This window comes from Amphritea atlantica (assembly GCF_024347255.1).
In the GTDB taxonomy this organism is placed as follows: Bacteria; Pseudomonadota; Gammaproteobacteria; order Pseudomonadales; family Balneatricaceae; genus Amphritea; species Amphritea atlantica.
The window spans coordinates 340,383-363,449 of sequence record NZ_AP025284.1 but is presented as its reverse complement, the minus strand read 5'-3'; the positions used below and the strand labels follow the sequence as shown (position 1 = coordinate 363,449).

General features: G+C 53.6%; 24 protein-coding genes. 6 read left to right on the top strand and 18 right to left on the bottom strand.

The genetic code is table 11. The annotated features are described in order from the left end of the window. The first annotated feature begins 162 nt into the window (after positions 1–162). Genes OCU43_RS01720 through dxs form a run of 3 tightly spaced genes read left to right on the top strand, consistent with a single transcriptional unit; the run spans position 163 to position 3,066 of the window. On the top strand, positions 163–402 hold the full coding sequence (locus tag OCU43_RS01720) for an exodeoxyribonuclease VII small subunit (RefSeq protein WP_091354988.1): 240 nt from the start codon (positions 163–165) through the stop codon (positions 400–402). 4 nt (positions 403–406) lie between these two features. Beyond that, on the top strand, positions 407–1,288 hold the full coding sequence (locus OCU43_RS01715) for a polyprenyl synthetase family protein (protein WP_091354986.1): 882 nt from the start codon (positions 407–409) through the stop codon (positions 1,286–1,288). A 5-nt stretch (positions 1,289–1,293) separates the two neighbouring features. Beyond that, positions 1,294–3,066 carry a 1-deoxy-D-xylulose-5-phosphate synthase gene (gene dxs / locus OCU43_RS01710; protein ID WP_091355266.1) on the top strand — a complete coding sequence of 591 codons (1,773 nt, stop codon included), beginning with the start codon at positions 1,294–1,296 and terminating at the stop codon, positions 3,064–3,066. Positions 3,067–3,113: 47 nt separating this feature from the next. Here dxs and ribA read toward each other — a convergent pair whose 3' ends face one another. The 14 genes from ribA to OCU43_RS01640 all read right to left on the bottom strand — a co-directional run bounded on the left by ribA (position 3,114) and on the right by OCU43_RS01640 (position 14,290). Next, the gene (gene ribA, locus OCU43_RS01705) at positions 3,114–3,731 is read right to left on the bottom strand and encodes a GTP cyclohydrolase II (protein ID WP_091354984.1); all 618 of its coding nucleotides are present in this window, start codon (positions 3,729–3,731) and stop codon (positions 3,114–3,116) included. Between the two features lie 104 nt (positions 3,732–3,835). Further along, a complete protein-coding gene (locus OCU43_RS01700; protein ID WP_245756506.1) occupies positions 3,836–5,188 on the bottom strand; it encodes an ATP-binding protein in 1,353 nt (450 codons plus the stop codon). Further along, on the bottom strand, positions 5,185–5,847 hold the full coding sequence (locus tag OCU43_RS01695; RefSeq protein ID WP_091354982.1) for a response regulator transcription factor: 663 nt from the start codon (positions 5,845–5,847) through the stop codon (positions 5,185–5,187). Before OCU43_RS01695 ends, OCU43_RS01700 begins: the two co-directional genes overlap by 4 nt. Positions 5,848–5,860: 13 nt before the next feature. Further along, positions 5,861–6,187: a PepSY domain-containing protein gene (locus OCU43_RS01690; RefSeq protein ID WP_091354978.1), complete on the bottom strand. Its 327-nt coding sequence runs from the start codon at positions 6,185–6,187 to the stop codon at positions 5,861–5,863. 208 nt (positions 6,188–6,395) lie between these two features. Then, on the bottom strand, positions 6,396–6,869 hold the full coding sequence (locus OCU43_RS01685; protein ID WP_091354976.1) for a phosphatidylglycerophosphatase A family protein: 474 nt from the start codon (positions 6,867–6,869) through the stop codon (positions 6,396–6,398). Further along, a complete protein-coding gene (gene thiL, locus OCU43_RS01680; protein WP_091354974.1) occupies positions 6,866–7,843 on the bottom strand; it encodes a thiamine-phosphate kinase in 978 nt (325 codons plus the stop codon). The genes OCU43_RS01685 and thiL overlap by 4 nt, the downstream gene beginning before the upstream one ends. Positions 7,844–7,852: 9 nt before the next feature. Continuing rightward, complete coding sequence (gene nusB / locus OCU43_RS01675; RefSeq protein ID WP_091354971.1) at positions 7,853–8,329, bottom strand: transcription antitermination factor NusB; 477 nt, start codon at positions 8,327–8,329, stop codon at positions 7,853–7,855. Between the two features lies 1 nt (position 8,330). Beyond that, positions 8,331–8,804 (bottom strand): 6,7-dimethyl-8-ribityllumazine synthase, encoded by a 474-nt coding sequence (ribH, locus tag OCU43_RS01670; RefSeq protein WP_091354969.1) that lies wholly within the window; start codon positions 8,802–8,804, stop codon positions 8,331–8,333. Positions 8,805–8,809: 5 nt separating this feature from the next. Continuing rightward, positions 8,810–9,928 carry a bifunctional 3,4-dihydroxy-2-butanone-4-phosphate synthase/GTP cyclohydrolase II gene (ribBA, locus tag OCU43_RS01665; protein ID WP_091354966.1) on the bottom strand — a complete coding sequence of 373 codons (1,119 nt, stop codon included), beginning with the start codon at positions 9,926–9,928 and terminating at the stop codon, positions 8,810–8,812. A 24-nt stretch (positions 9,929–9,952) separates the two neighbouring features. Next, positions 9,953–10,630 carry a riboflavin synthase gene (locus OCU43_RS01660; protein ID WP_091354964.1) on the bottom strand — a complete coding sequence of 226 codons (678 nt, stop codon included), beginning with the start codon at positions 10,628–10,630 and terminating at the stop codon, positions 9,953–9,955. Positions 10,631–10,632: 2 nt separating this feature from the next. Then, positions 10,633–11,754, bottom strand: a complete 1,122-nt coding sequence (gene ribD, locus OCU43_RS01655; protein WP_091354961.1) for a bifunctional diaminohydroxyphosphoribosylaminopyrimidine deaminase/5-amino-6-(5-phosphoribosylamino)uracil reductase RibD — start codon at positions 11,752–11,754, stop codon at positions 10,633–10,635. A gap of 5 nt (positions 11,755–11,759) precedes the next feature. After that, positions 11,760–12,236: a transcriptional regulator NrdR gene (gene nrdR / locus OCU43_RS01650; protein ID WP_091354959.1), complete on the bottom strand. Its 477-nt coding sequence runs from the start codon at positions 12,234–12,236 to the stop codon at positions 11,760–11,762. A gap of 167 nt (positions 12,237–12,403) precedes the next feature. Further along, positions 12,404–13,660 (bottom strand): serine hydroxymethyltransferase, encoded by a 1,257-nt coding sequence (glyA, locus tag OCU43_RS01645; protein WP_091354957.1) that lies wholly within the window; start codon positions 13,658–13,660, stop codon positions 12,404–12,406. Between the two features lie 210 nt (positions 13,661–13,870). Further along, positions 13,871–14,290 carry an Hsp20/alpha crystallin family protein gene (locus tag OCU43_RS01640; RefSeq protein ID WP_091354954.1) on the bottom strand — a complete coding sequence of 140 codons (420 nt, stop codon included), beginning with the start codon at positions 14,288–14,290 and terminating at the stop codon, positions 13,871–13,873. 238 nt (positions 14,291–14,528) lie between these two features. Here OCU43_RS01640 and ettA point away from each other — a divergent pair, with 238 nt between their 5' ends. Both ettA and OCU43_RS01630 read left to right on the top strand, forming a co-directional pair. After that, a complete protein-coding gene (ettA, locus tag OCU43_RS01635; protein ID WP_091354952.1) occupies positions 14,529–16,190 on the top strand; it encodes an energy-dependent translational throttle protein EttA in 1,662 nt (553 codons plus the stop codon). A 142-nt stretch (positions 16,191–16,332) separates the two neighbouring features. Further along, complete coding sequence (locus OCU43_RS01630) at positions 16,333–16,692, top strand: PilZ domain-containing protein (RefSeq protein ID WP_091354950.1); 360 nt, start codon at positions 16,333–16,335, stop codon at positions 16,690–16,692. Positions 16,693–16,708: 16 nt separating this feature from the next. Here OCU43_RS01630 and radA read toward each other — a convergent pair whose 3' ends face one another. Continuing rightward, a complete protein-coding gene (gene radA / locus OCU43_RS01625) occupies positions 16,709–18,082 on the bottom strand; it encodes a DNA repair protein RadA (RefSeq protein ID WP_091354947.1) in 1,374 nt (457 codons plus the stop codon). 158 nt (positions 18,083–18,240) lie between these two features. Here radA and OCU43_RS01620 point away from each other — a divergent pair, with 158 nt between their 5' ends. Further along, on the top strand, positions 18,241–19,515 hold the full coding sequence (locus OCU43_RS01620) for an O-acetylhomoserine aminocarboxypropyltransferase/cysteine synthase family protein (protein WP_091354945.1): 1,275 nt from the start codon (positions 18,241–18,243) through the stop codon (positions 19,513–19,515). Between the two features lie 87 nt (positions 19,516–19,602). On the opposite strand, the gene can is transcribed toward OCU43_RS01620, so the two are convergent. From can to OCU43_RS01605, 3 genes are all read right to left on the bottom strand, one after another. After that, positions 19,603–20,328: a carbonate dehydratase gene (gene can, locus OCU43_RS01615; protein ID WP_091354942.1), complete on the bottom strand. Its 726-nt coding sequence runs from the start codon at positions 20,326–20,328 to the stop codon at positions 19,603–19,605. 53 nt (positions 20,329–20,381) lie between these two features. Then, complete coding sequence (gene hemE, locus OCU43_RS01610; protein ID WP_091354940.1) at positions 20,382–21,446, bottom strand: uroporphyrinogen decarboxylase; 1,065 nt, start codon at positions 21,444–21,446, stop codon at positions 20,382–20,384. A 144-nt stretch (positions 21,447–21,590) separates the two neighbouring features. Further along, the gene (locus tag OCU43_RS01605; protein ID WP_091354937.1) at positions 21,591–23,012 is read right to left on the bottom strand and encodes a glutamate synthase small subunit GltD family protein; all 1,422 of its coding nucleotides are present in this window, start codon (positions 23,010–23,012) and stop codon (positions 21,591–21,593) included. Positions 23,013–23,067: the final 55 nt, after the last annotated feature.

The window sequence follows — 23,067 nt, the reverse complement described above, 5'->3', positions numbered from 1 at the left end:
CCCGCATAGCGGTGAAACTTTAACGTGATGATACCAAAATTTTGACCGGGTTCCCCCTATATCCCTCTGTTTAGAGTACAATTTATGGGTCTGATTGACCCTGACCGGCCTGTCCGGTAATTTGTCGCCTTTTAAACGGTTCCAACACCGACGGTATGCTCTATGTGCGCAAAGAAAAAAACACCTGATTTTGAAACCTCTCTGTCACAACTGGAAACCATGGTTAACCAGCTGGAGCAGGGCGAACTGTCTCTGGAACAGTCACTGCAGACCTTCGAACAAGGGGTCCGCTTAACCCGTGAATGCCAGTCTATTCTCGCCGATGCCGAACAAAAAGTGCAGATGCTGATTGAGCAAAATGGGGAGTTAAAAGAGGTTCCCTTTGACCTCCCAGAGGAGTGATCTGATGGACGCTAAACCGCTGTTGCAGCAATATCAGCACCGGGTCGAACAACAGCTCAAGACAGTTCTCAGCCATACCTGTGATGCCGACCGGGTTCGCCAGGCGATGCATTACTCCCTCCTCAACGGCGGCAAACGGGTTCGCCCTGTGCTTGTCTATATGGCCAACCAGTTGCTGGGGGGGCAGCTCGGGCAAGCGGATGCCGCGGCCTGCGCGATTGAATGTATTCACAGTTATTCGCTGGTGCATGATGATCTTCCGGCAATGGATGACGATGAGCTGCGCCGGGGCAAACCTACCTGCCACATCGCCTTTGACGAGGCCACTGCAATTCTCGCGGGCGATGGTCTGCAAGCGCTGGCCTTTGAGCTACTGGCGGCAGACACAACCCTGCCGACAGAGATCAGTCTGAAGATGGTCGGCATACTGGCTCGTAACAGTGGTTATCGGGGCATGGTGGGGGGGCAATCTATCGACCTCTGCAATGAAGGCCAGCAAATCACGGTGGAACAGCTTGAACTGATGCATCAGCATAAAACCGGCGCCCTGATCAGTGCCAGTGTTGAGCTGGGTGCCCTGTCGAGCAACCGTGCGAGCGCCACCGATCTGCAGGCGCTGAACGCTTACTCCCGTGCTATCGGTCTGGCCTTTCAGGTAAAAGACGATATTCTGGATATTGAGAGTAATACTGAAACCCTGGGTAAACCGCAGGGCTCCGACCTGTTACTGGAGAAATCCACCTATCCGGCGCTGCTGGGAATGGCAGGCGCAAAGCAAAAGTTGGTTCAGCTGAATCAACAGGCCCATGCCAGTATCGACTATTTTAAAGATGCAGCTGCGCCGCTTCACTGGCTGGCTGACTACATTGTTGAGCGCCAGTATTGATGACTATGTTTTATGCTATCCCGGAATCCCGGCCGCACACACCGCTGCTGGATCAGATCAGTATTCCGGCGGATCTGCGACAGCTAACGGTAGAGCAGTTGCCTCAGCTGGCTGAACAGTTGCGCGCATTTCTGCTCTACACGGTTGGCCAGACCGGTGGACATTTTGGTGCCGGTCTTGGTGTGATTGAACTGACCATCGCCCTGCACTATCTGCTCCGGACACCGGATGACCATCTGATCTGGGATGTAGGCCATCAGAGTTATCCCCATAAAATTCTCACCGGTCGCCGCCAGGAACTGCTGAGTATCCGGCAAAAAGATGGCCTGGCTCCCTTTCCCCGCATCAGCGAAAGTCCATATGATGATTTCGGTACCGGACATTCGAGCACCTCGATCAGTGCCGCCCTAGGCATGGCGCTGGCGGACCGTTTGCAGGGACTGAAACATAAAACCGTAGCGGTTATCGGTGATGGTGCGATGACAGCAGGGATGGCATTTGAAGCGCTGAATCATGCCGCCCATACCCATGCCAACCTGCTGGTGATTCTGAACGATAACGATATGTCGATCTCCCGCAACGAGGGCGGACTGGCCACCTATCTGGCGAGAAACCTCAAAGATAAGATGGGGGCCACCACAGCGGCACTGTTTGAAGCCCTGGACTTTCATTATAACGGCCCGGTTGATGGCCACGACTTCAATCAGTTATTGCCTGCCCTGCAGCGGTCGCTGAACAGCAAAGGGCCACAGTTTCTGCATATTACCACCCTCAAAGGCAAGGGCTTTGCTCCGGCAGAGAAAGATCCGGTGGGTTATCACGCGATCACGAAAATTGAACCTATCAACCCACCTACCCCGCCAAAACCAAGACAATCCAGCTATGCCAACATATTTGGCCGCTGGATCTGCGACCTGGCGGAGCACGATTCCCGTACAGTGGCTATCACCCCCGCAATGTGTGAAGGCTCTGATCTGGTGCAGTTTTCGCAGCGTTTCAGCGAACGTTTCTTTGATGTCGCTATTGCAGAGCAGCATGCAGTCACCCTGGCGGCCGGTATGGCCTGCCGCCAGATGAAACCGGTGGTTGCTATCTATTCCACCTTTTTACAACGTGGTTATGACCAGCTGATTCACGATGTCGCTATCCAGAATCTGGATATTCTGTTCGCGCTCGACCGGGCCGGTCTGGTGGGTGAGGATGGCGCGACCCACTCGGGCTGCTTTGATATCAGCTATCTGCGCTGCCTTCCCGGACTGATGATCATGGCCCCTGCTGACGAGCAGGAACTGTGCAACCTGTTACAAACCGGTTATGAATATCAGGGCCCTGCAGCCGTACGCTACCCCCGCGGAACAGGTCCCGGCGTTGCGACCACAACGCCACAGATCATCCCTCCCGGCCAGGCCAGAGTGATACGACAGGGCGAGCGTGCTGCACTGTTAAACTTCGGCCCGCTTCTCAATGAAGCCAGGGTGGCCGCTGAACAGCTGAATCTGACTCTGGTGGATATGCGATTTGTTAAACCCCTCGATCACTCGCTGATCGATCAGTTGGTCACAAATCATCCGTTGCTGGTGACCCTTGAGGACCATGCTGTCAAAGGTGGCGCTGGGGCTGAGGTTAGTGAGCACCTGCATACACAGCAATACCATAACGATTTACTCTGTCTGGGGATTCCTGATCGCTGGATTGAACATGCAACCCGGGCAGAACAACTGGCGGAGTGCGGGCTGGACAGCCAGGGGATTATCCAGTCAATCCAGGGCTGCCTGTAACATCCAGGTATAAAAAAACCGGCCTGGTAAGCCGGTTTTTTTAAAGTTCATTCCTCTTCATCATCCTGAAAATGATGTTCACTCATCAGGTGACCGAGCTTGCCCATCTTGGTCGCAAGATACTGCTCATTGTGGCGGTTTTTGCCCACCTGCAGAGGCACCCGGGCGGCAACATTGAGGCCATACTGTTCCAGCGCCTTAACCTTACGCGGATTATTCGTCATCAGGTTGACGCTGGTCACACCGAGATGCTCAAGCATCACCTGACACATACTGTAATCCCGCATATCTGCAGCAAAGCCCAGTTTCTCGTTGGCCTCAACAGTGTCAGCCCCACCATCCTGAAGGTGGTAGGCCCGGATCTTGTTCAGCAGGCCGATACCCCGCCCTTCCTGGCGCAGATACAGCAGTACTCCGCAGCCCTCTTCACTGATCCGTTTCAGTGCTTCCTGCAGCTGGAAACCACAGTCGCAACGTAGCGAAAACAGAGCGTCACCGGTGAGACATTCAGAGTGGATACGCGCCAGTACCGGTGTATCCGTATTCAGATCCCCATAGGTCAGCGCCACATGCTCTTTTCCGGATGCCAGGTCTTCAAACCCAACCATGGTAAAGACCCCCCATGGGGTCGGCAACTTGGATGATGCGGCGTACTTTACGGACACTAAGGGATTCCTTCGAAAAATAAGGCGGTTATTCTAGCAGTGATAGCGCCTTTCACATACCCCTGTAATGGGGTCATTATCAGAATATTAAAGGTTAGGCTGCATTAATTTTGCGCTGCCAGCTCGAGATCAGCACGGCGGGGCAACATAACCATCACCTTCAGCCCACCCAACTGTGCGGATGATTCGAGTATTATCCGCCCCTGATACTGACGCACTATCTCATTGATAATGCTCATCCCCAGGCCATGACCACTGGTTGACTCATCAAGCCGCTCACCGCGGTTCATCAAGCGTTCCCGGGCCTCTTCAGGAACCCCCGGGCCATCATCCTCAATGGTCAGTTCAAGACAGTGCTCATCCATATGCGCTGTGATACAGATCTGACTCTGCGCCCATTTACTGGCGTTATCCAGCAGATTGCCCAGCAACTCCACCAGATCATCCCGCTCACCGGGAAAATAACTTTTAGCGCTGATATCCAGGTTGAACACCAACGCCTTCTCCCGGTAGATCGCTTTGAGGGTGCGAATCAGCTTTTCCAGCTCTTCGCCCACATAGATCCGCTGTCCCGGCAGGGCGGCTCCGGCAATCCGGGCCCGGGTCAGTTCCCGGTCGATCATCTGCCGCAGCCGCTGGGACTGTTCCTTAATCCCCTGTCCCTGAGTTACCCCCTGCTCAAGCAGGGTATCAATATGACGATCAATCACCGTGAGTGGTGTTTTTGCGGCATGGGCCAGATTACCGACCGCATTGCGGGAACGCTGCAAACGCAGCTCCATATTCTGCACCAGATAGTTAATCTCAGTTACCAGTGGTTCAATTTCACGGGTATTGGTAGGCGACAGCTGGCGGATATCCCCCGCTTTCAACCGGGATATATCCTGTTTAACCTCGGTTAGTGAACTGAGCCCCCGGCGGATAATAAAGATCTGCAGTGCCAGCAGAATGATCAGACCAATCACCCCCAGCCCAGCCAGCAACCAGCCCAGCTGAGTCAGTGATTTATCAATGCGACTGATATCCTCAGCCAGAACGACCTGGATCTCACGCCCCTGTTTCATGAAGGTTTTTGAGTACACCAGCGTCGGCTTATCATCCTGCTGAATCAGGCGGATATTCTCCTGACCAATATCCTGTCCCGCTGCAGCAGGTATCTGTCCATCCCACAGTGAGCGGGAGAAAAACCACTTACCATCCACCGCGACCTGGTAATAGTGACCTGACATCGGCTGCTGATACACTGAAGAGGTGTTATCGACATTGATACGCCAGCCGGAACCGATATCCATCTCAACCGCCCGCAGAACAGAGTAGGCATCGCTGGTAAGGCGGGCGGCGACAAAGTCATATGCCATCTGTCGCAGAAACCAGCTTTGCCCCACCCAGAACAGGCTGAACAGAATCAGCGTGACGACAATAAAATTAACATTGAGTCTGGATTGAATCGACCTCAACGGCTGGCTCCGAATACATACCCCTGACCCCGCTTGGTGGAGATCATCTCGTGGCCAATCTTTTTCCGCAGCATCTTGATATACGCTTCCACCACATTACTGTCGTTCTCAGCACAATCATCGTACATATGCTCCACCAGCTGCAGCTTCGACAAGACCCGTCCGGGGTTGTGCATCATATACCGCAGCAGGCGGTATTCGGTTCCGGTCAGGGCAACTTCTGTGCCCTCACGGATAACCGACTGGGTATTCTCGTCCAGAGTCAGCCCTGAGGTTTGCAGTTGTGAAGTAATCTGTTGGTTCGCCCGCCGCAACAGTGCAGTCATCCGCGCCAGCAGCTCCTCGGTATGAAACGGTTTAGGCAGATAGTCATCCGCCCCCGCATCAAAACCATCGACCCGCTCCTGCCAGGCACTACGGGCGGTCAGCACCAGAACCGGGATATTATTCTTCTGTGCCCGCCAGTGGCGTAGCACATCCAGCCCCGACCGGTCGGGCAGCCCCAGATCCAGCACCACCAGGTCATAGATATCCTCCCTGCCGAGCGTTTCGCCATCAATACCATTAACCGCCAGATCCACCGCATAGCCATGCTTCGCCAGCGAAGCCTTCAGCTCAGGCCCCAGGGCAGCATCATCTTCCACTAACAGAATACGCATCTGTCCCGATCTCCTACTCTTTACGCTGTAGCGCTACCGGATCAACCACATCGCCGTTGCGGGCATCGACATAGAGCATAGACACCATGCCATCGGGAGCGGCTATCTCCATCTCATAAATATAGAGCTGTTCTTTCTGCAACAGGTGGGTATCAATAATTTTGCCTTCCGACAGCGTACTGACCAACCGCATCAGATCGCTCATTGAGAGAATCTCACCCGCCTGCACCAACACCCGGCAGGCTTCAGCATCCAGGGTTTTCACCCCAACCCACTCACTGTGCGCTACCGGTGACGCCAGAAGGAGTAAAAATGCTATCTTTATCATCATTGCTTTCATTATTACTCCTCTGCTCTGTGCAACAGCCTCTGTTTGTCAGCGGTAGCCGACATCTCAAAACAGTCCCACTAGTATAAATATACCCGTAACACGCTGGAATAGTTATCCCAGACTGTCAGACAAGAATATCAGCGATCTGTGAAATCAAGCTGAAAGCACGGAGATAGAGCAGAAGAGTGGTGAATCTGATGGTGGTGCAGAATAAAGGCTACAACAACCGGGTTAACAGTTGCAGACAGATCAGCGCCATCAACCCCGCCAGCACATCATCAAGCATGATACCCAGTCCGCCGGCGACCTTCTTATCTGCCCAGCTGATCGGCCAGGGTTTAATAATATCGAACAGTCTGAACAGAACAAACCCGATAACAATCCAGAGCCACCCGGGGGGGGCTGCCAGCATCGTTATCCAGTAGCCTACAAATTCATCCCAGACTATCCCCCCATGATCATGCACCCCCATATCTTTTGAAGTTTGACCACAGAGGTAGATCCCCACCAGAAAGGTGACCAGCAAAAACACCCCATACCAGACCAGAGAGAGCGGCTGAATCAGCAAAAACAGAGGGATAGCGGCCAGTGTTCCCGCCGTACCCGGCGCCCAGGGAGAAGCGCCACTGCCAAGCCCGAACGCCAGAAAGTGGATCGGATTTCGCCACACGGATGCAGGAGCCTGATTCATCGTAAATTACCTGTTCCAGAAAAATGATTATAACCCTGAGGCGTCACAGGCAGGACCTGACCATCCTCCGCCAGAACGATCCCACGCGTCTCAGAGATCTGTCCAATACAGGTTACAGCAACGTTGTGATCACGCAGCGCCCAGGCCAGCTTTGGCTCCACCAAAGCCGGCGCAGTAAAACAGAGTTCAAAATCTTCTCCACCACTCAGCGCCCACTGCCGTGACTGCGCTTCTCCCACCCAGTGATGCAGCTCATGAGAGATTGGCAGTTCACCCGGGTTGAGCATTGCCCCCACCTGGCTGGCTTCAAGAATATGATTCAGGTCTGCCAGAAGACCATCCGAAATATCGATTGCCGCCGTGGCAAAGGGAGCAATCAGCAACGCCGTATCCAGTCGGGGCTCGGGGCAGAAAAAACGGTGCTGCAGGTAGGGCACCTGTTCACCATGGATGTTGTTCAGCAGAGTCTCCAGCCCACCACGGGAGTCTCCCAGTGTGCCGGTGACAAAGATCCGGTCACCGGGACGGGCACCACTGCGCAGCAATGCTTTGCCAGCCGGCGTCCATCCGTGTACCTGCACACTCAGGGTAAGCGGTCCGCGGGTGGTATCTCCCCCTACCAGTTGCACACCATATTGGCGCGCCAGCTCGGCCAGACGGGTACTGAAGGCCTTCAGCCAGACCGGATCGGTATCAGGCAACGTCAGTGCCAGGGTGAAAAAAGCCGGGCTGGCCGCCATTGCTGCCAGATCACTGAGTGCAGCGCCCAGCAGCCGCGAAGCGACTCTGTCTCCGGAAGTGCCAAACGGAAAGTGAACCCCCTCGACCATGGTGTCGATAGAGACCACCAGATCCTGGTGAGCGGGCGGCGTGATGACCGCACAGTCATCCCCCACTGAGAGCTGCACAGACCCGGAAAGATCGCCACCAATATCGGCAAAATAGTCCCGGATCAGCTCAAACTCGCCGGTCATCACAGCGACTTATTTACCACGATTAGCGTTTATCTCGGTCATACGCACCCGGGCAGCCAGCTTGTCGAGTATGCCATTCACATACTTATGACTCTCGGTCGCACCGAAGATTTTTGCCAGATCAACGCTTTCATTAATCACCACTTTATAGGGCACGACAATGCGATTGATCAGCTCAAAACTACCGATCCGCAGCACCGCCCGCTCTATCGGATCGAGATCATCCAGCGCACGGTCCAGGAAGGGCTCATAAGCGCGATCCAGTTCCGCGACATTGGCAGGTACGCCATGCAACAGCTCATTGAAGAGGCTCAGATCAGTACCTGACATATCGTTATCCATACGGAACTGCAGTTCAATATCAGCCACCGCATTCCCGGACATCTCCCACTGATAGAGCGCCTGCAGGGCAAAACTGCGGGCCGCCCGACGCATCTCTGTGAGAGAGGGTTTTTTCTGCTTTTTAGGTGCAGGAGTGTCGCTCATCTTAAACCTCAAGCTGACGCAGCAGACTAACCATTTCCAGCGCAGACAGTGCAGCTTCTGCACCTTTATTACCTGCTTTAGTGCCGGAACGCTCAATCGCCTGCTCAATGGAATTAACTGTCAGAATACCATTAGCCACTGGGATACCGTACTCCAGAGAGACCTGAGCCACACCTTTAGAGCTCTCACCAGAGACGTATTCGAAGTGCGGCGTACCGCCACGAATCACCGCGCCCAGCGCAATAATGGCATCATCTTTTTTCTGTGCGGCGATCTTCTGCACCGCTAACGGAATCTCAAACGCACCGGGCACCCGCACCACACGGATCTTCTCTGCGGCGATACCATGGCGTTTCAGGGTATCAATCGCGCCTTCCAGCAGGCTTTCGACAACAAAACTGTTAAAACGCCCCACAACGATTGCGTACTGACCATTTCCGCTGAGGAAATCACCTTCAATATACTGAACTGACATATTCTTTACTCTTCGCATGCAATGTAATCGACAATCTCCAGATCAAAACCGGAGATTGCATTAAATTTCATAGGTGAACTCAGCACCCGCATCTTACCTACACCCAGATCCCGCAGGATCTGAGAGCCGGTGCCTACCGTCAGATAGGAACCTGAAGCACTGATATTGTGCTGACGGATCTTCTTCTCAGTGTTGAGCATCTGATTCAGAGCGTCGCCCAGATCAACCCGGACACCGGTATCCAGCAGCAATACCACACCTTTACCTTCATCAGAGATTTTTTTCAGAGCCCGGCGCATCGTCCACTTCAGCTCTTCTCCCTGGGCCGCACCAACAACATCCCGCAGCACCTCAGTACGCAGATGAACCCGTACCGGGGTTGGCTCTTCAGGAGTGATCTCCCCCAGCGTCAGTGCCATATGGGTACACCCCTGAATCTCATCCAGATAGGTGACGAAGTTGAAATCACCAAACTCGGTTGGCAACACCCCTTCACTTTCACGCATCACCGTATGTTCGTTGGTGGTGCGGTAATGGATCAGATCGGCGATGGTACCGATCTTGAGGTTATGCTTCTGGGCAAACTCTTCCAGATCAGGACGGCGCGCCATGGTGCCATCATCATTCATAATTTCGACAATCGCCGCTGCTGGCGTCATCCCCGCCAGGCGGGCCAGATCACAACCCGCTTCCGTATGACCGGCACGACTCAGCACACCACCAGGCTGCGCCATCAGCGGGAAGATATGGCCCGGCTGGACAATATCCTCTGGCTTGGCGTCTGCGCGGACTGCCGTCCGCACCGTATGGGCACGGTCTGCAGCAGAGATACCGGTAGTCACACCTTCAGCGGCTTCGATCGACAGGGTAAAGTTAGTAGAAAACTGCGCGCCATTACTCTGCACCATCAACGGCAGCTTCAACTGCTGGCAGCGGTCACGGGTCAGCGTCAGACAGATCAGTCCACGGGCATGGGTGGCCATAAAATTGATATCATCAGCACGCACCATCTCCGCAGCGATCACCAGATCGCCTTCATTTTCCCGGTCTTCGTCATCCATCAGGATAACCATTTTGCCCTGACGGATATCATCGATCAGTTCCTGGGGGGTATTCAGTTCCATTAACCTAAAGCCTCTGTGGCCGCGCTAGCGGCGGTTCAGGAAACCCGCCTGAGCGAGGGTAGCCATACTCACCCCACCGGCGGTTTCCGTTAAATTAGTATCGCTGTCATCGGTATAGTTGATCAGCCGCTCCATATAGCGGGCAATAATATCAACTTCCAGATGCACCTTCCGACCAGACTGATAGCTGGCTATTATAGTTTCCTGCGCCGTATGAGGCACAATATTCAGATCAAAAATATGCCCCTCTACCGCGTTCGCCGTAAGACTGACGCCATCTACGGTAATCGAACCTTTAGCGGCTATATAGCGGGCAATCGCTTTCGGCGCGCTGATCTTATAACGGATCGAGCGGGCATCAGCTTCTATCGATACCACTTCGCCCAGCCCATCCACATGACCAGTGACAATATGACCGCCAAAACGGGTGGTCGGTTGCATCGCTTTTTCCAGATTTACCCGTTCACCCGGAGAAAGATCAGGAAACCGGGTATGCACCAGCGTTTCTCTGGAAACATCCGCCCAGAAGCCATCTCCCGGCAGCGCCACGGCGGTCAGACAGACCCCGTTTACGGCAATACTGTCTCCCAGCTTTACATCCGACAGATCCAGATCACCGGTGCGGATATACAGACGCAGATCGCCCTGCACCTCTTCGGCCGCGGCGATCACCCCCACCGCTTCAATTATTCCGGTAAACATCGTTATTTCTCCAGCCCGGGGACCAGCGTCAGACGCAGATCATCCCCAAGCATCCGGCTGTCGACAAGAGTCAGCGTTTTCTGCTGACTCATTTTATCCAGCGGCAGCTGAAACATTGGCAGGGCACTGCTGCCCAGCAGTTTCATCGCCTGATAAAGTACCAGCTCATCCACCAGCCCCGCCTCAATAAAGGCCCCCGCAAGGGTAGCGCCGGCTTCCACCAGTACTTCGTTGCACTCTCTGCGCGCCAGCTCCTGCAGCAACTGATGCAGATCGATACGGCCTTGCTCTCCCGGCAGTATGAGCCACTCGGCCGAGTCGATATCGGCGATAAAAGCGGGGGCATCAACGCAACTGACAATCAGGGTGTGCCCTGGCAGACCGAACATCTTAGCCCGTTCAGGTATCCGGCCGGTACTATCCAGTATCACCCGCAACGGTTGGCGGGCACAGACCTCTTCAGCATTATCCAGCCCCAGCTCGGCGGCACGAATATTGAGCGACGCATCATCACTGATGACTGAACTAACACCACTGATCACCGCTGAACTGCGCGCCCGCAAGCGTTGTACATCCTGCCGGGCCAGTGGGCCGGTGATCCATTGGCTCTCGCCGGATGCCATCGCCGTACGACCATCCAGACTGGCAGCCATTTTAAGCCGGACAAATGGCATTTTCGTTGCCATCCGTTGAATAAACCCCGGATTCAGTGCCCGACACTGGCTCTCCATCAGACCCACACGAACCGATATGCCAGCTTGTTGCAGTTTAGCGATGCCATTACCAGAAACCCGCGGGTTAGGATCAACCATACCCACAACCACTTCTGTCACACCTGCCGCGATCAACGCATCGGCACAGGGCGGAGTTTTACCAAAATGACTGCAGGGTTCCAGCGTAACATAGGCGGTACAACCCTTTGCCTGTTCACCCGCACTACGCAGGGCATTAACCTCTGCATGCCCCTCGCCCGCTTTACGATGATAGCCTTCAGCGATCATCTGGCTATCTTTAGCCAGCACACAGCCTACCCGCGGGTTGGGTTCGGTAGTATAGAGTCCCTGCCAGGCGATCTGTATCGCCCGGGACATAAAGGTGTGATCTGCAATACTCCAGTCTGTCATCGCGGTTACTCGGCCTTGAGCACATCCTCTTTCTGTTCGGACAACCGGTCAATCTCCTCTTTAAACTCGTTGATATCCTGGAAGCTGCGATACACCGAAGCAAACCGCACATAGGCAACCTGATCAAGCTTGCGCAGCTGACTCATCACCTCTTCGCCAACACTCCGGGAGGGTAGCTCACGCTCGCCCGTGGCCCGCAGGTGTTGTTTGATCCGGCTGATACAGGCTTCGATATCTTCAACGCTGACCGGGCGTTTTTCCACAGCACGCTGGATACCGGCACGGAGTTTATCTTCATCGAAAGGTTGACGGGTGCCATCCGCTTTAATCAGGCGGGGCATCAGAAGCTCAGCAGCTTCGTAGGTGGTAAACCGCTCATGACAGGAGATACATTCGCGCCGGCGACGCACCTGCTGCCCCTCTGCCACCAGGCGTGAATCAACCACCTTGGTTTCATGGGCATTACAGAACGGACAGTACATATATCATCCTCAAAAGAGCGTAGCTGCATTGGCAGCCTGAAAAGAGCGTTTAATCGTTTATATAAGCACGCATTCATCACAGATTTCAAAGCGCTTATATAAACAACCGGGGCGCCCAAGGCGCCCCGATAGAGAAACAGGTTTTAAACCGTTTCTATTGTAACGGTTTACTTATAAACCGGGAAGCGTGCACAGATATCCAGAACCTTCTGTTTCACTGTGTTGATAACGTCTTCATTATCGATGTTATCCAGTACATCACAGATCCAGTTAGTCAGTTGCTCCGCTTCGGCTTCACCAAAACCACGACGGGTAATGGCTGGCGTACCGATACGAAGACCGGAAGTCACGAACGGTGAACGGGGATCATTCGGTACAGAGTTTTTGTTGACGGTAATGTTGGCGCGCCCCAGAGCGGCATCTGCATCTTTACCGGTGTACTCTTTACCGATCAGGTCAACCAGGAACAGGTGATCATCGGTACCATCAGAAACAATCTTGATACCACGCGATTTGAATACACTGGCCATCGCCTGAGCATTTTTAACAACCTGAGCCTGATAGGCTTTCCAGTCATCCTGCATCGCTTCTTTAAAGCAAACGGCTTTGGCAGCAATGATATGCATCAGCGGGCCGCCCTGAGACTCAGGGAACACGGCAAAATTGAGTTTCTTCTGCAGCTCTTCATCGGCATTTGCCGACAGGATCAGACCACCACGTGGACCACCCAGGGTCTTGTGAGTGGTGGTTGTCACAACATCAGCAAAAGGCAGTGGCGTCGGGTAAACACCCGCTGCAACCAGACCGGCAACATGTGCCATATCAACAAACAGGTATGCCCCAACTTTATCCGCAATATCACGGAAACGCTGCCAGTCAACCACACGAGAGTAGGCTGAGAAGCCCGCTACGATCATTTTTGGTTTATGTTCCAGTGCCAGACGCTCAACTTCGTCATAATCGATTTCGCCAGTCTCAGCATTCAAACCGTACTGAACCGCATTGTAGATGCGGCCGGAGAAGCTGACAGCAGCACCGTGAGTCAGGTGACCACCGTGGGCCAGACTCATCCCCAGAACCGTATCACCTGGCTGACACAGCGCCATATAAACCGCTGCGTTTGCCTGAGAACCGGAATGCGGCTGAACGTTTGCGTAGGTCGCATCGAACAGCTCTTTAGCACGATCAATCGCCAGTTGTTCAACCACATCAACATGCTCACAACCACCGTAGTAGCGCTTACCAGGGTAACCTTCCGCGTATTTATTGGTCAGCTCAGAGCCCTGAGCTTCCATTACCCGTGGGCTGGTATAGTTTTCAGAAGCGATCAGTTCGATATGCTCTTCCTGACGCCTGGCCTCAGCCTGCATCGCTGCATACAGATCCGGATCAAAACCAGCGATAGTCATCTCTTTGCTAAACATTAGCGGTCCCCAAGGTTGAGATTTACACAGGCCCCGCCATCGTGCTTGAAATAGCAACGATATTCCGGGCCTTGGAAAAGCCGCATATTATAGTCGAATTTAGATACAAAGCGCACTTGAAAGTGAGTCAGTTAACAGAGAATTTCGCTCATAAAGAGAATAAACCCGGCAGCTTTTCGCCGCCGGGTGCTGAGATATACCGAATAACGTTTATTCAATAGCGATAGAAACAGAGGCGGGTTGTTGTTCCTGAACCTTAGGCAGCGTCAGACTCAACACTCCATTCTCGAAACTGGCTTTAATCCCCGCCGGATCGACATCAGCTCCGACGCTGAGGGAGCGGACAAACCTGCCATAGCGGCGCTCCTGACGAATCAGCTTGCCATCTTTTTCCTCTGTGTTCTCGCGGGTGCTTTCAGCACTGACGGAGAGCACCCCGTTTTCCAGACTGACGTTGATATCCTCTTTTTTGATGCCCGGCAGATCAACCCTGACCAGATACTGTCCTTCGCCATCATGGACATCTATTGCCGGCACTTTATCACCACCATCCTCACGGCGAACCGGACGAAAGAAGTCATTGAAGAATGTGTCGTCAAACAGACTATTAAAACGTGTCAGATTACTCATATTGCTCACCTCCCGAGAAATTACTGGTCGTGATCGCACGCCTTAATGCTGCGGTTTAGCAACCCCGGAATCAGCACCATAAAACCGCTGATAAACACGCAGTTACTAACGGCACTCTAAGTTTAGAAATGAGATTGAGTATTCTCCAGGGCTTTTTTTGACGCATATCAAATAGCAATAAACGTTCTGTACCGCTAAGATATGCGCAGTTCAGAGATAACAGTTAACAGGTTGTGTAATGGCTCAGTACGTTTACAGCATGAATCGGGTTGGCAAAGTTGTGCCCCCCAAACGTGAAATTTTAAAAGATATCTCCCTGTCCTTCTTCCCCGGCGCCAAAATCGGCGTGCTGGGTCTGAACGGTTCGGGTAAATCATCCCTGCTGAGAATCATGGCAGGCGTGGACCAGGAGTATATTGGCGAAGCTCGCCCCATGCCCGGCATTAATGTGGGCTATCTGCCTCAGGAACCGGAGCTGGATGACAGCAAAACGGTCCGCGAAGTGGTTGAAGAAGCGGTGGCGGATGTCAAAGAGGCACTGGACGGTCTGGAGGCAGTTTATGCCGCCTACGCTGAACCGGATGCCGATTTTGATGAGCTGGCCAAACAACAGGCCCGCTATGAAGATCTGATCGCCGCCAAAGATGGCCATAACCTGGATATCATGCTGGAGCGTGCCGCCGATGCGATGCGTCTGCCGCCCTGGGACGCAGAGGTTAAAAATCTGTCCGGCGGTGAGCGTCGCCGGGTTGCTCTCTGCCGCCTGCTGCTGGATAAGCCGGACATGCTGTTGCTGGACGAGCCAACCAACCATCTGGATGCTGAATCGATCGCCTGGATTGAGCGCTTCCTGCAGGAATATCCTGGCACCGTTGTGGCGATCACCCACGACCGTTATTTCCTCGATAATGCCGCTGGCTGGATTCTCGAGCTCGACCGGGGCCGCGGTATCCCCTACGAAGGCAACTACTCCAGCTGGCTGGAACAGAAAGAGAAGCGTCTGGAGATGGAGTCCAAGCAGGAAGCCGCTCACCATAAAGCGGTAAATGCCGAGCTGGAGTGGGTACGTCAGGGTCAGAAAGGCCGTCAGGCGAAATCCAAAGCCCGTCTGCGCCAGTTTGAAGAGATGAACTCCCGGGAATTTCAGACCCGCAATGAAACCTCTGAGATCTATATTCCACCGGGACCTCGCCTCGGGGAAAAGGTGATCGTTTTGAACAACGTTACCAAGTCCTTCGGCGACAAAGTGCTGTTTGAAGATCTGTCACTGAGCATTCCTCAGGGAGCCATTGTCGGCATTATCGGTGGTAACGGTGCTGGTAAATCAACCCTGTTCAAAATGATCACCGGTGCAGAGCAGCCTGATTCCGGTACGATTGAGATCGGCGAAACGGTAAAACTGGCCTACGTCGACCAGAGCCGCGATCTGGCGGGCGAAAAAACCGTCTGGGAAGAGATCTCCGATGGCCAGGACAACATTGTTGTGGGCAACTACACCACCTCCTCACGGGCATACTGCGGACGTTTCAACTTCAAGGGCGCTGATCAGCAGAAGTTTGTTAAAGACCTGTCCGGTGGTGAACGTAACCGCCTGCATATGGCCAAGCTGCTGAAAGAGGGTGGCAATGTACTGTTACTCGATGAGCCGACCAACGATCTTGACGTAGAAACCCTGCGGGCACTGGAGGAAGCGCTGCTGGCCTTCCCAGGCTGCGCGGTAGTGATCTCCCACGACCGCTGGTTCCTCGACCGCGTATGTACCCATATGCTGGCCTATGAAGGCGATTCGAAGGTGGAGTTCTTTGAAGGCAACTACACCGAATACGCTGAAGATTACAAGCGACGCTACGGCAAGGATCATCAGCCAGAACGAATCAAATACAAGCGGATGGCTAAGTAACGCTATCTCCTGCCCATCAACAAAAAACCGGCTTCGCGCCGGTTTTTTTTATATTCCTCAGTCTGAGCATTGGCAAAAGATACTCCTGGGAAAAATTACACTAGAATAAACATTAGTCTGACAGACAGAACCGGAGAATCGAATGACAGAAGAGCGGCGCCGTTTCCAGCGAATCACCTTTGATGCGAATTGCGAGGTCCATACCGATGAATGCAGCTGGCCGGTGGAGCTGATCGACATCTCTTTCCAGGGTGCGCTGACCTCAGTCATCCTGACACCATTGCTGAATATCGGCGACGCAGCCGAACTGATTATCCGCCTCACCAATGACATTACTATCCGCATGCCGGTAATCCTGCGGCATCAGTTAGGGGAGTATCTGGGCTTTGAAGCGCAGAGCATGGATATTGACAGCATCTCCCACCTGCGCCGACTGGTTGAGCTGAACCTGGGCAGTGAAGCACTGCTCGAAAGAGAGCTGCTGCAACTGACCAATAGCTGATCCAGCGGGACGATGATTACAATGCATCCAGCGCTTCAGATAGCTGACTGACGCTGATTACAGTCATCCCCTGGGGAGCTTGCTTCGGGGCATTGGCCTTCGGCACAATCGCCCGGCGAAAGCCGTGCTTGGCAGCTTCTCTGATCCGTTCCTGGCCGTTCGGTACCGGACGAATCTCTCCCGACAGCCCCACCTCACCAAACACAATCAGATCCTGCGGCAGCGCCCGGTCACGAAAACTGGACACTACCGAGAGCAACAGAGCCAGGTCAGCACTGGTTTCCAGCACCTTCACCCCGCCCACCACGTTGACAAACACATCCTGATCACCAGTCTGCAAGCCCCCATGGCGGTGTAAAACGGCCAGCAACATCGCCAGACGGTTATGATCAAGCCCCACCGCTACCCGGCGCGGATTGTTCATATGACTCTGATCCACCAGCGCCTGAATCTCCACCAGCAGCGGCCGGGTGCCCTCCCAGACAACCATGACCAGACTGCCCGGACTGGCCTTTTCTCCCCGATTAAGGAAGATGGAACTGGGGTTCTTCACCTCCTTCAACCCCTGCTCCAGCATGGCAAACACCCCCAGTTCATTTACCGCACCGAAACGATTTTTGTGACTGCGCAGAGTGCGGAAACGACCATCACTGTCCCCTTCCAGCTGCAGCGAGCAATCGATCATATGCTCCAGCACTTTAGGACCCGCCAGCGAGCCATCCTTGGTTACATGGCCTACCAGAAACAGCACCGTGCCGGTCTGTTTGGCAAAGCGGGTCAGATACGCCGCCGCTTCCCGCACCTGAGAGACGCTGCCGGGCGCCGACTGAACATCATCCACATGCATCACCTGAATCGAGTCCACCACCAGCACTATAGGTTTCAGCTGCTCTGCAATAGTACAGATCTGCTCCACGCTGGTTTCCGACAACATCTTCAGATTGGTGGTGGTCAGCCCAAGTCGCTGAGCCCGCAAGGCAACCTGCTGCAGTGACTCCTCACCGGTGACATACAGTGCCGGCATCTGCTGCGCCAGATGACACATAGTCTGCAGTAACAGCGTACTTTTACCGGCCCCCGGATGCCCGCCGATCAGGATCGCGGACCCGGGAACCAGCCCGCCCCCCAGCACCCGGTCCAGCTCACCTGAACCGGAGGCAAAGCGCGGCATATCTGCGAGATTCACCTCCGACAGATCCTGCACTCTTGCCATGTTACCGGCACCGGCATAACCTTCAAACCGCGCGCCCCGCTGAGGACTCGACTTGGCACTGCTAAGCCGCACTTCGGTGAGGGTATTCCAGGCATGGCAGGCACCGCACTGTCCCTGCCATTTGCTGTAATCTGCACCGCAATCATTACAGACATACGCACTCTTTGCCTTGGCCATCAATCTCTCCTGCGAATAGATCTGAGCATTCTATCGGAACCCTCTGTCACCTTGAACCAAAGAGGCCTTTATTTATTCAGCCGAAGGGCTACAATCATCCGCTACGTAACGAATAAAAACGAACACAGACGTATTACATTGCTTATGAGGAGCTTCAGATGAAACTGGAAACAATTGCCATACACGGTGGTTACAGCCCGGAAGAAACGACCAAAGCGGTCGCTGTACCCATTTATCAAACCACCTCCTACGCGTTTGATAACGCGCAACATGGCGCTGATCTGTTTGATCTGAAAGTCCCTGGCAATATCTATACCCGCATTATGAACCCAACCACCGATGTACTGGAGCAGCGCGTCGCGGCGATGGAGGGCGGTGTAGCAGCGCTGGCGGTAGCTTCCGGTATGGCGGCGATTACCTACGCAATTCAGACCATCGCTGAGGTTGGCGACAATATCATCGCCACCAGCGAACTGTATGGCGGCACCTACAACCTGTTTGCCCACACCTTTCCACGTCAGGGCATTGAGGTACGTTTTGCCAATAAAGATGACTTTGCCGCGATGGAAGCACAGATCGATGACCGCACCCGGGCAATTTACTGTGAATCAATTGGCAACCCTTCCGGCGGCATTGCCGACATTGAAACCATGGCTGAGCTGGCCCATAAACACGGCCTGCCTCTGATCGTTGACAGCACTGTTGCCAGCCCGGCTCTGTGGCGCCCGATTGAGCATGGTGCCGATATCGTTGTTCAGGCGGCCACCAAGTATATAGGCGGTCACGGTAACTCTATCGGCGGCGTTATCATCGATTCCGGTAAGTTCCCCTGGGCAGATCACGCTGACCGCTTCCCACTGCTGAATACCCCTGACGTGTCATACCACGGCGTGGTTTACACCGACGCCTTTGGCCCGGCAGCCTTTATCGGCCGCTGCCGTGTCGTACCGCTGAGAAACACCGGTGCAGCACTGTCACCAATGAATGCCTTCCTGCTACTACAAGGTATCGAAACGCTGTCTCTGCGTATGGAGCGGGTGTGTGAAAATACTCAGAAGGTTGCCGAGTATCTGGAAGGCCACGATCAGGTTAACTGGGTTAATTATGCAGGCCTGGAAAACCACAAAGATTACCCTCTGGCACAGAAGTATATGAAAGGCCAGGCTTCCGGCATCCTCAGCTTCGGCATCAAAGGTGGACGCGAAGGCACCCGTAAATTCTATGATGCACTGAACATCTTCACCCGCTTAGTGAATATCGGCGACTGTAAGTCTCTGGCGTCGATTCCAGCAGAAACCACCCACCGTCAGTTGAATGATGAAGAGCTGAAGTCTGCCGGTGTAACCGACGATATGGTGCGTCTGTCAGTCGGCATTGAGCATATCGATGATCTGCTGGCCGATCTGGAGCAGGCGCTACAGGCAGCAAAATAAGCTGAGCGACCGGACCAACCATAAAAAAAGCCTCGCAGTTGCGAGGCTTTTTAGTTTCAGCGGCTGCTCAGCAGCAGATCCACAAACTTATTTGAAAACCTTACGCACCCGATCCCACAGCGTGCGGGCGTTATGCCCTTTCTCTGAAGCTTTCGCCAACTGCCGCAGAGTTTCGATCTTACTGATCGCCAGACCATATTGTTCTTCCACTTCATCGGCACCTGAAGCGTTAAACTCAAGATCATTCACCAGACCGTCGTTCAGACCATAGATCCAGCCATGCACGGTCAGGTCCTGCCCCCGGCTCCAGGCGTCCTGCACGATAGTGGTTTCACAGACATTAAAGGCCTGTTCGATGACATTCAGCTCGCACAGACGGTCGAGCTGCTGATGGGAGTGATCCCAGGCTGACAGCAATTCGCGATGCTTCTGGTTCACTTTACGGATCTGTCGTAACCAGTTATCGATCAGCCCATGCGGGGTGCTCTCCAGCGCAGCTTTAACACCACCACAGCCGTAATGCCCCACCACCATAATGTGCTTAACCTCCAGCACCTGAACCGCATACTGGATCACCGACAGACAGTTCATGTCGGTATGGATTACCAGGTTTGATACATTGCGGTGAACAAACAGCTCACCTGGCAACATGCCAACAATCTCGTTGGCAGGCACCCGGCTGTCGGAACAGCCAATCCAGAGGTATTCCGGAGCCTGTTGATGCGCCAGCGTTTCAAAAAACAGCGGATCATCCCGGCTGATCTGATCGGCCCATTGGCGATTACTTTCTAATAGTTGCGTCAGTCGTTTCATTTTTTCTGTTACATAGCAAAAGAGGGCGTCATGCCCTCTTTATAAACTGTTGATTAAACGTGGTACTGGGCGCTGAGCTCATGTACCGCATCAACAAAGAATTTCGGCTGCGCCGGGTCGACGAACTGGTGAATACCATGCCCCAGATTGAATACATGTCCCGGACCGCTGCCATAGCGGGCCAGAATATCAGCTACCTCAGCACGGATACGTTCCGGTGTCCCATAGAGCACAGAAGGGTCCATATTACCCTGCAGGGCAACTTTATCGCCAACCCGGGCACGGGCATCGTCAATATTGGTGGTCCAGTCCAGCCCCAGCGCATCAGCCCCGGACTCAGCCATCGCTTCCAGCCACTGACCGCCGTTCTTGGTAAACATAATCAGCGGCACTTTACGCCCTTCATTCTCACGAATCAGGCCGTTAGCAATCTGCTGCATATATTTCAGCGAAAACTCCTGATACATCGGGCCGCTTAGTGCGCCACCCCAGGTATCGAAGATCTGCACCGCCTGGGCACCACTACGGATCTGTTGATTCAGATAATCGGTCACCGACTGCGCCAGCTTGTCCAGTAGCTGATGCAACACCTCAGGGGTGGCATACATCATCTGCTTGATATGGCGGAAATCTTTACTGGAACCACCCTCAACCATATAGGTTGCCAGCGTCCAGGGGCTGCCGGAGAAACCAATCAGTGGCACCCGGCCATTCAGTTCTGCACGGATAGTTTTTACCGCATCCATCACATAATCAAGATCACTGGCAGACTCAGGCACCGACAGGGCATCAACATCAGCTTCAGTACGGATAATCTTTTTGAACTTAGGCCCCTCACCCGCTTCAAAATACAACCCCAACCCCATCGCATCAGGAATGGTCAGAATATCGGAAAACAGAATCGCGGCATCCAGATCGTAGCGCTCCAATGGCTGAATAGTCACCTCACAAGCCAGCTCTTTATTCTTACACAGGCTCATGAAATCGCCTGCCTGGGCTCGGGTAGCGCGGTATTCAGGCAGATAACGGCCCGCCTGACGCATCATCCATACCGGTGTTACATCGACAGGCTCACGCATCAGCGCACGCAGAAAACGATCATTCTTCAGTTCAGCCATTACATATTCTCGACTCAGATTCAAAACTGGGGGCATTTTACAGGTTTTTAGCGGCGGGAGCGAACAACTGCTGCATCTTCGCTGATCTGAATGACATAAACAAAAAAGGCCGCCTGAGGCGACCTTTTCAAGAGATGCTGATGTTTACACTTTGAGGTAATCCAGAATGCCTTCGGCGGCCTTACGGCCCTCATCAATGGCAGTCACCACCAGATCAGACCCTCTTACCATATCACCACCGGCAAACACTTTCTCGTTGCTGGTCTGGAAGGCAAAGGCTTTATCGCCCGAGGTTTTTATCCGGCCATCCTGTTCCAGCTCGATACCAAACTCAGTAAACCAGGGTGATGGGCTTGGACGGAAACCAAACGCCACCAACACTGCATCCGCAGGCAACACCTCTTCGCTGCCGGCAACCACTTCAGGACGGCGACGACCATTCTCGTCAGGTTCACCCATCCGTGTAGTCACCACTTTAACTCCGGTCACCTTACCGGCATCACCAACAACCTCAACTGGCTGACGGTTGAACATGAACTGCACGCCCTCTTCACGGGCATTCTCAACTTCACGTTTTGATCCCGGCATATTGGCCTCATCCCGGCGATATGCGCAGGTTACGCTGTTTGCTCCCTGACGGATTGAGGTACGGTTGCAGTCCATCGCAGTGTCACCACCACCCAGCACTACAACGTTTTTGCCCTCAACACCGATATAGTCGGCAACATCTTTTTCAAAGCCCAGACAACGATTGACGTTGGAAATCAGGAACGGCAGCGCATCGTAGACGCCATCCAGCTCTTCACCGGGGAAACCGCCTTTCATATAGGTATAGGTTCCCATCCCCAGGAAAACAGCATCATACTGATCCAGCAGTTCCTGCATCTGAATATCTTTACCGACATTGGTATTCAGACGGAACTCAACACCCATCTCCGTGAATATTTCACGACGACGGACCATTACGTCTTTATCCAGCTTGAACTCAGGAATACCGAAGGTCAGCAAGCCACCAATCTCCGGGTGACGGTCAAAGACTACCGGCTTAACACCGTTACGCACCAGAATATCTGCTGCTGCCAGGCCCGCAGGACCGGCACCGATCACCGCTACTTTTTTGTCCGTCACCGGCACTTTGCTCATATCCGGCCGCCAGCCCATGGCAAAAGCGGTATCGGTAATATGTTTCTCAACAGAACCGATGGTGACAGCCCCAAATTCGTCATTCAGTGTACAGGCGCCTTCACACAGACGATCCTGAGGACAGACACGGCCACAGACTTCAGGCAACGAGTTAGTCTGATGGCTCAGCTCTGCCGCTTCAATAATGTTGCCTTCAGACACCAGCTTAAGCCAGTTAGGAATATAGTTGTGTACCGGACACTTCCATTCACAGTATGGATTACCACATTCAAGACAACGGTGCGCCTGTTCGGACGCATCTTCCGACTTAAACGGCTCATAGATCTCAGCAAACTCCTTCTTACGGATATCTGCTGCTATCTTATTTGGTCCCTGACGCTCTACTTCCAGAAACTGAAAATCATTCTTCAGACGTTCAGACATTCTCCACCCCGCCTAATGGTGCCTGCCCGCAGGCAGACACAGCTATAACTAAACA